The sequence below is a fragment of the Anaerostipes hadrus ATCC 29173 = JCM 17467 genome, from assembly GCF_030296915.1.
Taxonomy (GTDB): Bacteria; Bacillota; Clostridia; order Lachnospirales; family Lachnospiraceae; genus Anaerostipes; species Anaerostipes hadrus.
Genome location: NZ_AP028031.1, coordinates 1,006,942 through 1,020,961, shown reverse-complemented (window position 1 = coordinate 1,020,961; position 14,020 = coordinate 1,006,942). Strand labels below are relative to the sequence as shown.

Annotated in this window: 14 protein-coding genes and 1 other RNA gene; all 15 read right to left on the bottom strand. The window is 36.0% G+C overall.

All coding sequences use genetic code 11. The annotated features are described in order from the left end of the window. Positions 1 to 17 precede the first annotated feature (17 nt). The 15 genes from QUE18_RS04950 to QUE18_RS04880 all read right to left on the bottom strand — a co-directional run bounded on the left by QUE18_RS04950 (position 18) and on the right by QUE18_RS04880 (position 13,974). The gene (locus tag QUE18_RS04950) at positions 18 to 284 is read right to left on the bottom strand and encodes a hypothetical protein (protein WP_009265063.1); all 267 of its coding nucleotides are present in this window, start codon (positions 282 to 284) and stop codon (positions 18 to 20) included. Between the two features lie 128 nt (positions 285 to 412). Then, positions 413 to 1,201, bottom strand: coding sequence for a class I SAM-dependent methyltransferase (locus tag QUE18_RS04945; protein ID WP_040344376.1), 789 nt, complete (start codon positions 1,199 to 1,201; stop codon positions 413 to 415). Between the two features lie 19 nt (positions 1,202 to 1,220). After that, positions 1,221 to 1,343: a hypothetical protein gene (locus tag QUE18_RS04940; RefSeq protein WP_264292843.1), complete on the bottom strand. Its 123-nt coding sequence runs from the start codon at positions 1,341 to 1,343 to the stop codon at positions 1,221 to 1,223. A gap of 278 nt (positions 1,344 to 1,621) precedes the next feature. Further along, positions 1,622 to 2,215, bottom strand: coding sequence for a cytidylate kinase-like family protein (locus QUE18_RS04935; protein ID WP_009203892.1), 594 nt, complete (start codon positions 2,213 to 2,215; stop codon positions 1,622 to 1,624). A gap of 13 nt (positions 2,216 to 2,228) precedes the next feature. Further along, positions 2,229 to 3,599 (bottom strand): MATE family efflux transporter, encoded by a 1,371-nt coding sequence (locus QUE18_RS04930; RefSeq protein WP_009203891.1) that lies wholly within the window; start codon positions 3,597 to 3,599, stop codon positions 2,229 to 2,231. Between the two features lie 397 nt (positions 3,600 to 3,996). After that, positions 3,997 to 4,311, bottom strand: coding sequence for a TIGR04076 family protein (locus QUE18_RS04925; RefSeq protein ID WP_009203890.1), 315 nt, complete (start codon positions 4,309 to 4,311; stop codon positions 3,997 to 3,999). 129 nt (positions 4,312 to 4,440) lie between these two features. Continuing rightward, the gene (locus QUE18_RS04920; protein ID WP_009203889.1) at positions 4,441 to 4,596 is read right to left on the bottom strand and encodes a hypothetical protein; all 156 of its coding nucleotides are present in this window, start codon (positions 4,594 to 4,596) and stop codon (positions 4,441 to 4,443) included. A gap of 252 nt (positions 4,597 to 4,848) precedes the next feature. Next, positions 4,849 to 5,191, bottom strand: a transfer-messenger RNA (tmRNA) gene (gene ssrA / locus QUE18_RS04915). Between the two features lie 126 nt (positions 5,192 to 5,317). Next, the gene (gene smpB / locus QUE18_RS04910; RefSeq protein ID WP_009203887.1) at positions 5,318 to 5,803 is read right to left on the bottom strand and encodes an SsrA-binding protein SmpB; all 486 of its coding nucleotides are present in this window, start codon (positions 5,801 to 5,803) and stop codon (positions 5,318 to 5,320) included. After that, on the bottom strand, positions 5,787 to 7,925 hold the full coding sequence (gene rnr, locus QUE18_RS04905; RefSeq protein WP_009203886.1) for a ribonuclease R: 2,139 nt from the start codon (positions 7,923 to 7,925) through the stop codon (positions 5,787 to 5,789). Before rnr ends, smpB begins: the two co-directional genes overlap by 17 nt. Before the next feature lie 103 nt (positions 7,926 to 8,028). After that, positions 8,029 to 8,304, bottom strand: coding sequence for a preprotein translocase subunit SecG (gene secG, locus QUE18_RS04900; RefSeq protein ID WP_008393522.1), 276 nt, complete (start codon positions 8,302 to 8,304; stop codon positions 8,029 to 8,031). A 70-nt stretch (positions 8,305 to 8,374) separates the two neighbouring features. After that, positions 8,375 to 9,664 carry a phosphopyruvate hydratase gene (gene eno / locus QUE18_RS04895; RefSeq protein WP_008393521.1) on the bottom strand — a complete coding sequence of 430 codons (1,290 nt, stop codon included), beginning with the start codon at positions 9,662 to 9,664 and terminating at the stop codon, positions 8,375 to 8,377. Positions 9,665 to 9,702: 38 nt separating this feature from the next. Further along, the gene (locus QUE18_RS04890; RefSeq protein WP_009203885.1) at positions 9,703 to 11,046 is read right to left on the bottom strand and encodes a hypothetical protein; all 1,344 of its coding nucleotides are present in this window, start codon (positions 11,044 to 11,046) and stop codon (positions 9,703 to 9,705) included. Then, entirely contained in the window at positions 11,043 to 11,600 is a 558-nt protein-coding gene (locus QUE18_RS04885) for an RNA polymerase sigma factor (protein WP_008393519.1), read from the bottom strand. The genes QUE18_RS04890 and QUE18_RS04885 overlap by 4 nt, the downstream gene beginning before the upstream one ends. A gap of 679 nt (positions 11,601 to 12,279) precedes the next feature. Next, positions 12,280 to 13,974, bottom strand: coding sequence for an AAA family ATPase (locus tag QUE18_RS04880; RefSeq protein ID WP_009203109.1), 1,695 nt, complete (start codon positions 13,972 to 13,974; stop codon positions 12,280 to 12,282). Positions 13,975 to 14,020 lie beyond the last annotated feature (46 nt).

The window sequence follows — 14,020 nt, the reverse complement described above, 5'->3', positions numbered from 1 at the left end:
ATCATCATGTATCTACTTTATCTAAGCAAATTCCACATTACAGCCTGTGCTTTTTCTAAGTCTTTTCTCGCCACAAAAATTTCATACTGTATGGACTGTGATGTAGGATTCCCCACACTTCCAAAGTTTCCACGAAGTGTTCCTGATCCTGCCCATTCTCCTAAGTGATTGTATGTTTTGTATTTGTACTTAATCTTTTCCCGATCCAAGATATCCCTGATCGCATTAAATTGTATCATGTCTGTTCCAATCCATAAGCTTTCTGAGTTTAATATTGTAAGCATACTTTTCTCCTTTCTCGCAATTTCCAATTTTATTAAACTGGATTTGCCCCCTCTTTTGCAGCATACCGAAGCCTCTTTCAACCTGTTAATTAATTTCTTATATTTTATCACAATTTCCTGACTGTGTCCTATTTTTTCCCATAAATAATTCCCATCCCGCTGATCATCCATGGTGTTGTTACAAATCCCGGAATAAAGTCTAGCTTCTTTTCCAGATTTCCTATGTAGTGAACTTCTGAAATTCCTTCTTCTTTTAAGATTCTTACAAACTCTTCCATATCTCCGTACAATGCTTTCTGTGAAAACATATCCTGAAAAGAAAATACACCGCCTTTTTTCAAAACTCTTAATGCTTCTTTTACAACATCCCTCTTATCTTTTGCTGTTCGCACTTCATGAAACACGAAATTGCTTACTACTGCATCAAATGTCTCATCAGGGAAATCCAGTTTTGCTGCATCTCCTTTTTGAAAAGTGATATGGTCTGCAACTCCTTCAATCTTTGCATTTTTCTCGCACTGCTCTTTTGCATAATTCCATTCCACACCCCAGTGATCCATCGCTGTGATCTGTGCCTTTGGAAATGCTTTGGCGCAATGAACAGTAAGTGCTGCTGCTCCGCATCCGATGTCTAGAAGTTTCCCTTCACCATCCCAATCAAGATGTTTAATCAGATGTTCATGTACTCCTGCCATCATATTTCCTTTTCCAAATGCGAATGCTTCATGACAGATCAGCATATAAATTGCCATTACCAGAGTCAAAATGCATAATACGCCTACTATGATTGCAATGACCATTTCACTTAAAGCTACTTGTACTGCTACCGCAATAACACCTAAAACAATTACTGCTCCAAATAACATATACAATGCTTTTTCAGGTACCCAGTTTCCATAATTTGCTTTTTCATTCATTCTTCTTTTCTCCCTTTCATTAGTGTTCACTAACTATTCTCATCAACTTTCCTGTACGGATGATAGAATCTAACATCTTAGCAAAACCTTTTGGATCAAGAATCTGCATATGCATATGATTCTCATCTTGAAATCTGTGCAAATTGACCTCCATCAAAAAAGTATGCTCAATTGGAATTTTCATCTGAGAAAGAAATGTGAGTCCTAAATCTGCTCCAATTGATGAAGCGACAATAAGCGTTATTTTTTCTATTCCTTGCTTTTGCAGATACTCTCCTATCTGATGAATTTCATCTTGTTTACTTTGATAACTTTGTTCCCATCGTTTGAAATTCCATTTTTATATTCCTCCTTATAGTTTTAGTATATCAGATTCAAAAAATATTTCCTATATGAGATAATAAGAAAAATTCCTATAATCTAACAAATATCCACACAACCCATGATCATCTTCTCACACCTTGCATATCCCAACTGCGAACTGTTTAATGACAATGTATAATTACTTGCCATCCCCCATTTTTGTTCTGTATAGAAATTATAATTTGTCCTTCGTCTTTTATCTGTATCCTTTATAAGTTTTACTGCCCCGTCTTCTGTAACATTATATAACTTGCAAATACGTTTGATCTTCTCTGGCATGTCTCCATGTATAAACACATTTAACACATCATCTCTACCCTTCAGTATAAAATCAGTATTTCTCCCAATCATAACGCATGGTTCTTTTTCTGCAATTTCCAAGATTACCTTTCTCTGTGCCTCATACAGCATATCGTCCACGGATTTCCCTGTAATATCACGACCCGAAAATGCATAGGCAAAAAATCCTTTCTTTGGGGATAATTCTGCATTTTCTTCGATATATTCTGGTGATAATCCTGACTGTTGCGCAATCTGATCTATAATATTTTCACTATAATAAGCAATTCCAAGCTGTTGTGCTACTTCTTCTCCGATAAATCGTCCACCGCTTCCAAATTCTCTACTGATTGTAATGATTCTTTTTGCCATAATACCTTCCTCCTTAATGTGTTAATCGCTCTACTTTTATTTTTTGGATTTTCTTTAAAAAGACAAATCCGATCAGACATGCTGCAAATTCTGTAATTGGGAATGCCCACCAGATCAAAGATACTCCTGCTCGTCCTTTTCTTACAAAAATTGAAAAGATTCCTGCCAGAGGTAATATGATCACAAGTTGTCTGAGAAGTGAAATAATCAGTGATTCCATACCACCATCCAATGCTTGATATATTCCCTGATATGCTACATTGATTCCTGCGAAAATAAAACTAATTGAAATAATTCTCATTGCTCCGATAAAATATTCTCTGGAACTTCCTGCATTAAATAATGTTGCAAAAGAACTTGGGAATATTTCTGTGATCAAAATTCCAAAGATCATCAATACGCTCGTGTACATCAATCCATATTTGATTCCATCTTTTATCCTCTTTTTACTTCCCATCCCATAAGCAAATGCTATGATCGGTGTAATCGCATCCCTTAGTCCAAATGCTAAGAATAAAACAAACTGCTGTACTTTATAAAACAATCCGTAGGCTGTCTGAGCGGAAGGACTGAACTTCAAAATAAGGTTCATTACATATACCATAATTGACATCAATGCCTGTGCAATGATCGCCGGAAGTCCGATTGCATATATTTCTTTGATAATTCCAGCATCTGGCTTCATATACTTTGCTCCATGCTCAAATTCTTTGTTTAATTTCATATGAAAGATAAACAATAACACTGTTGACACTACCTGTCCGATGACTGTTGCATAAGCTGCACCTTGAACCCCCATTTCTGGAACAGGTCCAATCCCATAGATCATGATCGGATCAAGGATGATATTTACCACTGCTCCCGCAACCTGACCGATTGTTGAATAGAGCGAACGCCCTGTTGCCTGTAACAACTTTTCAAATAGAGAAAAGAAAATGATTCCCATGGAAATGATACAGCATATCCTAAGATAACTTGTTCCCATAGAGATTACTTGCGGATCAACCGTCTGTGATGAAATGTATGTTTTAACTCCAAAGATTCCAAAGAGCAAACAGACCACATAAATGATCCCGCCTAAAAACAAACTGTTTCCAGCAACCTTACCTGCTTTTTTATGATTTCCCTGTCCGAGTGTTCTTGCAAGAAGTGCATTGGTTCCTACTCCTGTTCCAATCCCTACCGCAACCATCAGCATCTGAACTGGAAATACAAGCGTCAAGGCATTTAGGGCTGCCTCGCTTCCTGCTCTCATGTTACCTACAAAAGCACTATCTACAATATTGTAGACTGCCTGCAATGCCATTGATAAGATCATTGGAATTCCCATCTGGATCATGAGCTTATTGACTGGCATATCCTTCATCTTGTTACTTTCTGCCATTTTTAATTTTTCCTCCTTTTTTGCATAAAAAAAGAATGTAGTTCATCAGAATAAGCTGGTCTTACGCTGATTGGCTACACACTTTTTAATGACATTTTATGATTGTAAAAATAGAAAAACGAGTAGCAAAAACTGGATTTACGCTCGTTTGCTACTCGTTCGTTTTTTATTATATTTTGATTTTTTGAAAAAGTCAAATGAAAATTATTGTACATTCTCATAATTACAAATCTGGATTGCCGCACCATCTCATTTTGTCCTTCTAATCTGTTCTGCCATAAGTGCCTCCGCCTTTCCTTGTTTCTCAATGTTGTATTATAATCTGTCCCATATTAATTTAACATCTACACCCCATATTTATAATCAATAGTACCATATTCCTTCTTAAAATAAAACTCTAGCTTCTTTCATCTTCCAACACTTCGATATAAAAACTAACCGGGCGGAATCCATCATTACAGCTGATCATTGCTGATTTTTTATTTTTCATCCATCCTTCATAAATATCGCTGCCTCCATAAACTAATGTCATAACAAACGGAGAGATACTCTCACATGCACTTTCACAAAATCCTTCTGGTCGTTTCCATCCTTCTGCAATAAATACTTGCCCCTCTTCTATATCGCAAGCATTCTCCATAGGATTTTCATACTTTTCCATTAAGTCTTTATATTCTGTTTTACGGATTGCAGTAATTTTACATCGTTTCACTTATTTTCTCCCCTTACATTTTATTCTATCAATTTTTATTCTCATTATAGCACAAAATAAAGGCACCAGATATTTCTAAAAAACATCCAATGCCTTTATGATTTTTCTTATAAATATGTTTTTATTTCTCTAGATATCTAACGCCACAGGATACCCTTCATACACAGCATTTGTAATCGTAGAAACTTCCGATGCATCTCCGATCACTGTCACATATTTATCAATTTTCTCTAATAAAAGTGGTCTATGTCTGATGTTCGCATCTGGAGCAAGTTCATCTCTCATTTCTACAATATAAAAAAATCCCTGTTGTCACTGAGAACATGGATGAAAATCTGATCATCACTTATTCTCCGAAATATAAAGCTTATCAGCGAAAGATCCGTTCCCGTCAGATCGAACGTGCCTGTATATCAGCAGACCTTTTCATCCGAACGAATCAAGGTTGATGATACGATTGATGCATACTTTGAAAATATATTGCAACACGAATGCAACACGAAAAAAGAAAAACCCACGTAAAAACGTGAGGTTTAAGAATGGACTAGGCGGGAATCGAACCCGCGTCCAAAAGCCAATTCACATGAGGCTCTCCCATTACAGTCAGTCTTCTTTCATTCCCTCTACCGTGCTCCGACTAACAGGATCACAGCTTCAGTAGCTTCATCAATACTTTAACCGGCACAAAGCTTGACCGGTCAAGGGTCCTGCATGTTTGAAGCCAGGATTCCAGACTACAGGTGATCTAGAGCTGACTGCTGCAAACTAGGCAGCGTACGCTAATTTATTATCTGCGTTTATATTTAAGTTTGTACCGTAAGGTGGTCCCTCCCAATGGCTCCTCAAGCTTCATAACCCCTGTCGAAACCTTTACTAGCCCGGAATTAATAAGCTTGGTTAGAGACTGAGAGCCTTCCCAGTCTCGAAATTATATTATATAGTCTCTTATATAGGATGTCAAGTCTTTTTGTATAACTTCTTATACAATCTTTAATCTTCCTTGAAATTATCCAAAGTTTCTTACTTTGAAGTCTCTCTGTGCTTCTCTTAACTGATCTCTCTTTGAGATATCTTGTCGTTTGTCGTAGAGTTTCTTACCTTTGCATAATCCGATCTGAACTTTCACCAAACTTCCACTAAAGTATACTTTTAATGGAATCAATGTATATCCCTTCTGATTGATCTGTCCGATCATCTTGGAAATCTCCGATTTATGCAATAATAGTTTTCTTGTACGAAGTGGATCTTTGTTGAAGATATTTCCTTTTTCATAAGGGCTGATATGCATCTGATGAATGAACACTTCCCCATTATCAATATCAACAAAGGATTCTTTGATGCTGCAGTGTCCTTGTCTTAAAGATTTTACTTCAGTTCCATGAAGTACGATCCCTGCTTCAAAACTGTCTTCTACAAAATAATCATGTCTTGCTTTTTTATTATTTGCTATGAGTTTAATTCCATCCGTCTTCGCTTTACTCATAATCCTCATCCTCCACTAACTCAAAATCAATATTCTTAAGCATCATATCCACATCTTTGACACGGATTTTCGCCTTCTCTCCTAATTTAAATGTTCTTCCAGTTCTTTCTCCTACCATGGAATAGGTCTTCTCATCATAGTAATAATAGTCTCCCGGAAGAATGGATACATGAACCATTCCTTCGATCGTATTTGGAAGTTCTACATAGATTCCCCAGTTTGTCACACCGGAAATGATTCCTTCATGTACTTCTCCGATTCTTCTTCTCATGTATTCCGCTTTCTTAAGCTTACATACTTCTCTCTCAACTTCTTCTGCACGGCGTTCCATCTTAGATGACTGTTCTGCTACTTTTGGCAAAATTGCATCGTAATGACTGAATCGTCTTGTTGTAAATTTATTATGCAAAGTTTCCTTGATGATCCTGTGAATCTGAAGATCTGGATATCTTCGGATCGGTGATGTAAAATGGCAGTAATATCTTGTGGACAATCCAAAATGCATAGAGCTGTATGCAGAATATTTTGCCTGTTTCATAGATCTTAATGTCAAACGGCTGATCAATGGTTCTTCTGGTGTTCCTTCAATCTTTGTCAGTAACTTCTGTACTTCTTTTGGATGAATCTCATCATGACTGCTCTTTAAGTAAATTCCAAAGTTTTGTAAAAATACCTGTAACTTATCAATCTTCTCATGGTCTGGAATCTCATGAATTCGATACAAAAATGGAATCTCTCTCCAGTAAAATTCTTCCGCAATCGTTTCATTGGCACACAGCATAAAATCTTCTATAATCTTTGTTGCTGCATTTCTCACCTGTGGATAAACATCAACTGGACGGCCTTTTTCATCTAAGATGATCTTAGATTCTGGAAAGTCAAAGTCAATGCTTCCTCTTTCATGACGACGATGTCTTAAAATGTCGGATAATTCATTCATTAACTCAAACATTTCTACAAAATCTTCATATTTGTTACGTTCTTCCATATCCCCATCCAAGATTTTAGCTACGGATGTATATGTCATACGATGATCGACGTTGATCAATGTCTCTGCGATCTGATGATCGACAACCTTTCCACTTGGATCAACTTCCATGATACAACTTAATGCCAGTCTGTCGCATCCCTGATTTAAGGAACAGATTCCATTCGATAATTGATGTGGAAGCATCGGAATCACACGGTCTACAAGATATACACTTGTTCCTCGTTTTAACGCTTCTTTATCTAATGGAGAGTACTCTGTTACATATTCGGATACATCCGCGATATGTACTCCAAGTAAATAATTCTTTCCTTTTCTTGATAATGTAATCGCATCATCTAAGTCCTTCGCATCTTCTCCATCGATCGTTACCATTGGCCAGTCTCTGATATCCATACGGTCTTTGTAGTCAGATGCTTTGATCTGTGATGGAATCGTATCAACCTGCTGTTTGACATCATCTTCAAACTGGGTTGGGATTCCATAAGCTTTGACAATTGATAAAATATCAACTCTTGGATCATCTTTATGTCCTAAAACTTCAATGATCTTTCCTTCTGGACTTCTTCTGGCATCTCCATAATCTGTGATCTCTACCATCACTTTAAATCCGCTGGTAAGATTCTTGCACTGAGATTTGGATACAAAAATATCACTGTCAAATCTTAAATTATCTGGAATCACGAACCCAAAGTTCTGGTTTTTCTGAAGAGTTCCGACCACTGTCTTGATTCCTCTCTCTAAAATCTTGATGATCTTTCCTTCTTTTCTTCTTCCAGAAGTTGGATGATCGTCCAATACCTGCATTAAGACCGTATCTTCATGGAAAGCTCCATTCATGTTCTTCTCATGAATGTAATAATCGTCATCTTCCCCTTCCACAGTCACAAACCCAAAACCTTTGCTTGTACAACTGAATGTTCCTTTGACCGTCTTCACACTTGGCGGCATGTATTTTCCACGTTTACTTACTTCAATCGATCCTTCTTCTACCAGTTCATTCAAAATCTCAACAAACTCGTCACGATCTTCTGGAGCTACCTGCATCAGGTATCCGATCTCTCTTTGTTTCATTGGCTGATAATACGGATCGTTGATCAACGCTTTAATTTTCTTCTTTCTGTTAAATCGTTTATCTGTCATTACGTTCTCCTGTATATTTAAATCTTCTTAATCTTTTTATGGAAATTCTCTTCGACATAAAAAGCACCTCTTAAAACAAGTTTAAGAAGTGCTTATCTTTTCTCTAAATAAATCTTGAGCAAAGGATTGCTGCTGTTACGAAAAATACGATCGTAAAGAATGTTGTCACTTTGATCAGTGTTCCTTCCTTAGAACGACCTTTGTTCTTGCTCCAGTATGTTCCGCTATCTGCTGCACCGGTTAAAGAACCTAATCCCGCCTCTTTTCCTTCTTGCATTAATACTAATATGATTAATAAAATTGATGCTATAATAAAAATTACAGTTAATGCTGTTTTCACGATATGCCTCCTAATATATTTCCATTCACTGTGGTTCATTCTAACATATACATATCAAACTTGCAAGGAAAACAACAATACTTTGCATAATTTTTACATTTTTATCCTTTTACCAGCCATATTTTGATAAGCTTCCAAGCTCTTCTTCAATACGTAATAAACGATTGTATTTTGCAGTACGATCAGATCTGCAAGGTGCTCCTGTTTTGATCAGTCCTGCATTCGTTGCAACTGCAATATCTGCGATCGTCGTATCTTCGCTTTCCCCTGATCTATGAGAAATGATTGTTTTGTAGTTTGATTTTGCAGCTGTCTCAATGGCATCTAATGTCTCTGTCAATGTTCCAATCTGATTTGGCTTGATCAAAATACTGTTTGCAATATTTTCCTTAATTCCTTCTCTTAGCCGTGCAACATTTGTTACAAATAAATCATCTCCAACTAGCAGGATCTTCTCTCCAAGACGGTAGGTCAATACTTTCCAACCTGGCATATCTTCTTCATTTAATCCATCTTCAATGGAAAAGATTGGATAATCTTCGACAAGCTTTTCATAATACTGCACCATTTCTTCAGAATTTCTTCTTACTTCCTTGCCTGCCATCCTGCTTTCTCCCATAAAATGATAAACTTTCTCATCTTCATTATAGATTTCTGATGCAGCACAATCCATAGCGATTGCTATTTCTTCTTTTGTTTTATATCCTGCCTGTTCAATTGCCTGCACCAAAAGATCTAATGCCTGTTCTGAGCTTTCCAGATTCGGGGCAAAACCTCCTTCATCTCCAACACCTGTATTTAAATGATTTCTCCTCAAAATGTATTTTAATGTATGATAAACATCAGTTCCCATCATCAAAGCATCTTTGAAAGAGTCTGCACCAACTGGTGCAATCATAAATTCCTGAAAATCAACGGTATTATCTGCGTGTTTTCCTCCATTTAATATGTTCATCATTGGTATCGGAAGTTTGGATGCAAAGCTGCCTCCGAGATACTGGTATAACGGTAAACCTAGTCCACAAGCGGCTGCCTTAGCAGTTGCAAGTGATGCTCCAAGGATTGCGTTTGCCCCAAATCTTTCTTTGTTTGGGGTTCCATCTGCTTCTAACATAATCTGATCGATCTCAATCTGATTGAGTGCATTTTTGCCAGTCAAGCGGTCTGCAATCTTATGATTCACATGATTAACAGCTGTTTCAACACCTAATCCACGGTATCTTTTTTCGCGGTCTCTTAACTCTAACGCCTCATATTTTCCTGTGGAAGCACCAGAAGGGACAATCGCTCTTCCCAAGGCTCCATTTTCTAAAAGTACATCGACTTCTACCGTTGGATTTCCTCTGGAATCTAAAACTTCCCTTCCGATAACATTTTCAATGCATAAACGATTTTTCAATTTTTGTCACATCCTTCTTTATGAAAATAATAGTGGTATTATTTCCTTGGTTGGATGTTTTTATACATATCACTAATATCGATCAAATATATTTCTTTTCCATGTTGCACCAGCATCTTCTTCTCTTTTCCTGCCAGATACATTTGCGTATCATCTCTAAATTTCTTTGGCAATATAAATTTCTTATATGTCTTATTTCTTAGATTACACAAATAATCATTACCTTGATCATCATCAAATAAAACATAATCTCCAGCATCATCAATAATATGTACTGTTTTGACATCTGGAATATCAATGGATGTTTCATATGCCAGATGTTTTAAATGTAACTTTCCTTTCTTTTCTTTGTATACATACCATTCGTTATTTGAATATTGTTCTTCTTTGGAGCGGTCATCCCATTGTTTTGTCGCTTTGGCTGTTTTTAGATTAATTTTATTCCAGACGTTGTATTCAGAATTTTTTGTCATGACAGGATTTCCCATTGCTACAATCTTGTCTTTTCCAATAAAACAAATTTCTTCATTGTGTGCATATCCACTGATTCCTGGCTGTTTGGTTTCTTTTCCTGTTTTAAGATTCAATGCACTCCAATATCCTTTGCTTCTGTAATTTAACAAAATCCATTCCCCATCTGGTGACATCTCCATATTGCAGATTTTGGTGTCATCTGTAATCTTTGTTACTTTTCCTGTTTTAAGATTTAATTTTGCAATACATTCTTTTTGTATGATATCATCTTTTTTATTCATATGATATAAAGAAACATAAATCGTATCTTCATCCCATACTTTCCAGAAAATATCACTGATATTTCCTTTCACATTGTATACATAAATTTCTCCACGAATCACTGCATACTGAAATGAAAATTTCCTTCCATTATAAATTCCATGGAACCATTTTTTCTCTGGTTTTAATTCTTTTAAATGATTCCCTTCAATTGTATATACTTTGTCTGTCACTTCGACATCGTATTTTCCTTCGTAATGATACTGACAGATAAAGCTTTGGTTGTGTCCTTGTTTGATTTCCATGTTATCTTTTAGCACAATCTTGTGGTTTTTCTTATGATCACTGACATCTTTGGTTTGTGTTACTTTATATATCGTCTGTGACATAAATGTCTTTTGAATCCACTGCCGAAATGTTTTCGATGTCGCTGCTGCCACGCTAACACTTATTCCTAAGGTCAGAAAACAGATCAATGCAATCGTTGCTGCTTTAACCATTGGTGTCATTTGCTTAAATTTTAATTGCTGTTTGTGGTTTTGGTTCTTTCTCTTTTCCATATCTTTCAATGTTTCCATCAAAAATTTATCATCCACTGCATCGATTGCCTGAAATAATGTTTTTTCCTCATCCTTATTGTCTTTCATATTTCAAATCCCTCCTCTTTCAGATATTCTTTTAACTCTTTTCTGATCCTTAACAGTTTGACTGACATATTCTTTGGAGTTATTTCATAATCTCTCGCCATTTCTGAGACCGATTGCAAAAACCAGTATCTTCTTAAAAATAAAATTCTTTTTTCTTTTGGCAGTTCCTCTATGAACTTTGCAATGATCCATTTTAATTCCCGTAATTCAATCTGATTTTCTACATTTTGTTCTTTGCTGATGCACTCTTCTAATTCTTCCAGTGAAAGATCATACTGGCTGTTTCTCTTTTTTGCATGATGATATTCATAGCGTTTTAATGATAGATTTTTTATGATCCTGCAGATATACGCTTTGAATGGATTCGGTTTCTTGGGCGGTATCTGATTCCACAAGGTAAGCCATGTATCACTGACACATTCTTCACTGTCTCTGATATCATTTAAGATTCCCATGGAAATGCTTGTACATAATCGTCCGTATTTTTTATCTGTTTCGTGAATTGCTCTTTCTTCACGGTTTGTATATAGATCTATGATCTTTTGATCTTCCATATCCTTGCCCTTCCTTTGTTTATTTTGATGATCATCTGGTTATATATACGGAATTATTATATGATACTACATAGAAATTTTAATTTGCTGGTTTGATGACGGAAATTATTGGTGGAATATTATAAAAAGGGTTATCTGTCTGCGACGTGCTCTCGCTCGACTCACACGCAGCTGTACTAAGCTCCTGAATGGTCTAACGACCATCCACTCACTAAGTGCAGGCGTGTTCCTACGGTCTCAGACAGATAACCCTTTTTATAATATTCAAATAATTTACGTAATCGAAACCACTACCGAATGTGCATGGAGAATGATATTGGATGTAAATTAATTTTTTCAAGACAGAAGATAAGTGTTTATTATATTCCCAAACATCTCGATAAATCGGTGCTTATGCATCTCTTTAAATTCCCGTTTACGAATACAAAAATTGTTAATCAATATCATATAACATACACACTGTATAGTGATTTGAATCACGTAAATTATTTGAATATTATAAAAAGAGATCATGTGTCAGCAACCGTACGGACACGTCTGCACTTAGCGAGTGGATGGTCGTTAGACCATTCAGAAGCTTAGTACAGCTACGTGGGAGTCCGAACGCGAGTGGGTTGCATGCACATGATCTCTTTTTATAATATTCCACCAATAATTTCTGTCTTCAAACTACAATTTACTATTCAACTACAACTTTGCATATTTTCTTAAAACAAGCAATTCCATATTTGATAAAATTTTTCATACCATCCTGTTTTAGTTTTGCCACATAATCTTTCTCTTCAATCTGTTTTAATGCCTTTTCACATGCTGCATCCAGATCTCCGTCCTCTGCATACTTTATCTCAATCACAATTCCTGTTCTATTGGTCGGAACCTCCACTAATATATCACTGTAACCAATTCCTGATTCTGCATTTGACTTAATCAGCCAGTTTGATTTGTATCCTAGAAGTCCAAGCAAAATACCGTGATAAAAATTTTCCTTCTTTTCTTTTGCCACCGCTGTGTCACGTATACTGATGGTATTCCAGAGATAGTCTCCAAAAATCTGTTCTATCTTTTCGGAATCTTTATCTACAAATGCACTGCAAAACTCTTCCAATGTTTTTCCATCATTTCTTGATACATCAGAAAACCACTCTCTGATTTTTTTTACGAAAAGATTTCTAACCTCTTTATTCGGAATTACCAGACGGTATTTTCCACTTTCTGTACAACCTTTATGTGTCAGATATCCTGTCGTAAAAAGCACACTCCATAAATTTTCAATGCTTTTATCAATCTCATCATAAGTGAGTTCTGATACAACATCCTTTGCAATACTCTCTCCTGCTATTAAACGTTCTATCTCGTTTCTAGTCGATATATCAGCCTTGTCTATAAATCTACGAACGATAGCATTACCACTTGAGTTGGACCAGAAATCCTGTGGCTTAGCAGAAACATCTAAATATAAGCTTTTACAATATTGAATTACATCCCATGGACAATATATATCAATATTTCCAAAATGATAACCGTCATACCACTCTTTGACTTCTAAATAATGATCTTTAAGATTGTAATCATTCAATATTTTTTTGACCTCAGCATCTGTAAATCCAAAACTCTCATCATACTGATCATTCAAGATTGATAAAACCTCAAAATTATTAAGACCTGTAAAGATGCTTTCCTTAGAAATCCGCATACAACCTGTCAAAACCGCAAACTGTAAACTATCATTGGTCTTCAACGCCATTCCGAAAAGACCTCTGATCAATGACACCATCTCTCTGTAAAAGCCATTCTGAAAAGCCTTATCCAAAGGGACATCATACTCATCAATCAAAATGATCACCTTTTTTCCAAAATGCTTGTACAATAATTGCGACAAAACCTGAAGGCTTGATATCAGCATTTTTTCATTCATTGTATTCATACCATTATTTAATGAAATAATAGCTTTGTATCGTTTTTTCTCATTTTCTGACAGATGTTCACTATCTTCCAAAAATCCAAACCGCTCTGCTTCTAGACCTATCAACTCTGTCATGCGATACTTGGCATCCTCAAAAGTTAATCCATCCACACTTTTTAATGAAAGGGAAATAACCGGATATTTTCCCATATACTCTTCACAAAGTTCTTTATTTTTTGTAATATATAATCCATCAAACAATGATTCGTCTGCATCTATTTCAAAAAAAGAGCGTAACATACTCATATTCAAGGTCTTACCAAAACGACGTGGACGTGTAAAAAGAGTAACCTCGCCACCTGTTTCCACCAACTGTTCTATAAGCTTTGTCTTATCAATATAATAAAAACGATTCTTTCTGATTTTTTCAAAACTATCGATTCCTACTGGCAGTTTTAAAGTATTTACCATATAAACCTCCACGAAATGTTCAAAATCCGCTATACTTTGTCTTAAG

Bases quoted from the DNA above. Each gene is read 5' to 3' on its own strand.
- QUE18_RS04920 (WP_009203889.1), bottom strand. From the start codon at position 4,596: ATGAGAGATGAACTTGCTCCAGATGCGAACATCAGACATAGACCACTT.
- QUE18_RS04880 (WP_009203109.1), bottom strand. From the start codon at position 13,974: ATGGTAAATACTTTAAAACTGCCAGTAGGAATCGATAGTTTTGAAAAA.
- QUE18_RS04945 (WP_040344376.1), bottom strand. From the start codon at position 1,201: ATGAATGAAAAAGCAAATTATGGAAACTGGGTACCTGAAAAAGCATTG.
- smpB (WP_009203887.1), bottom strand. From the start codon at position 5,803: ATGAGGATTATGAGTAAAGCGAAGACGGATGGAATTAAACTCATAGCA.
- QUE18_RS04935 (WP_009203892.1), bottom strand. From the start codon at position 2,215: ATGGCAAAAAGAATCATTACAATCAGTAGAGAATTTGGAAGCGGTGGA.
- QUE18_RS04930 (WP_009203891.1), bottom strand. From the start codon at position 3,599: ATGGCAGAAAGTAACAAGATGAAGGATATGCCAGTCAATAAGCTCATG.
- rnr (WP_009203886.1), bottom strand. From the start codon at position 7,925: ATGACAGATAAACGATTTAACAGAAAGAAGAAAATTAAAGCGTTGATC.
- QUE18_RS04885 (WP_008393519.1), bottom strand. From the start codon at position 11,600: ATGGAAGATCAAAAGATCATAGATCTATATACAAACCGTGAAGAAAGA.
- QUE18_RS04950 (WP_009265063.1), bottom strand. From the start codon at position 284: ATGCTTACAATATTAAACTCAGAAAGCTTATGGATTGGAACAGACATG.
- QUE18_RS04890 (WP_009203885.1), bottom strand. From the start codon at position 11,046: ATGAAAGACAATAAGGATGAGGAAAAAACATTATTTCAGGCAATCGAT.
- secG (WP_008393522.1), bottom strand. From the start codon at position 8,304: ATGAACCACAGTGAATGGAAATATATTAGGAGGCATATCGTGAAAACA.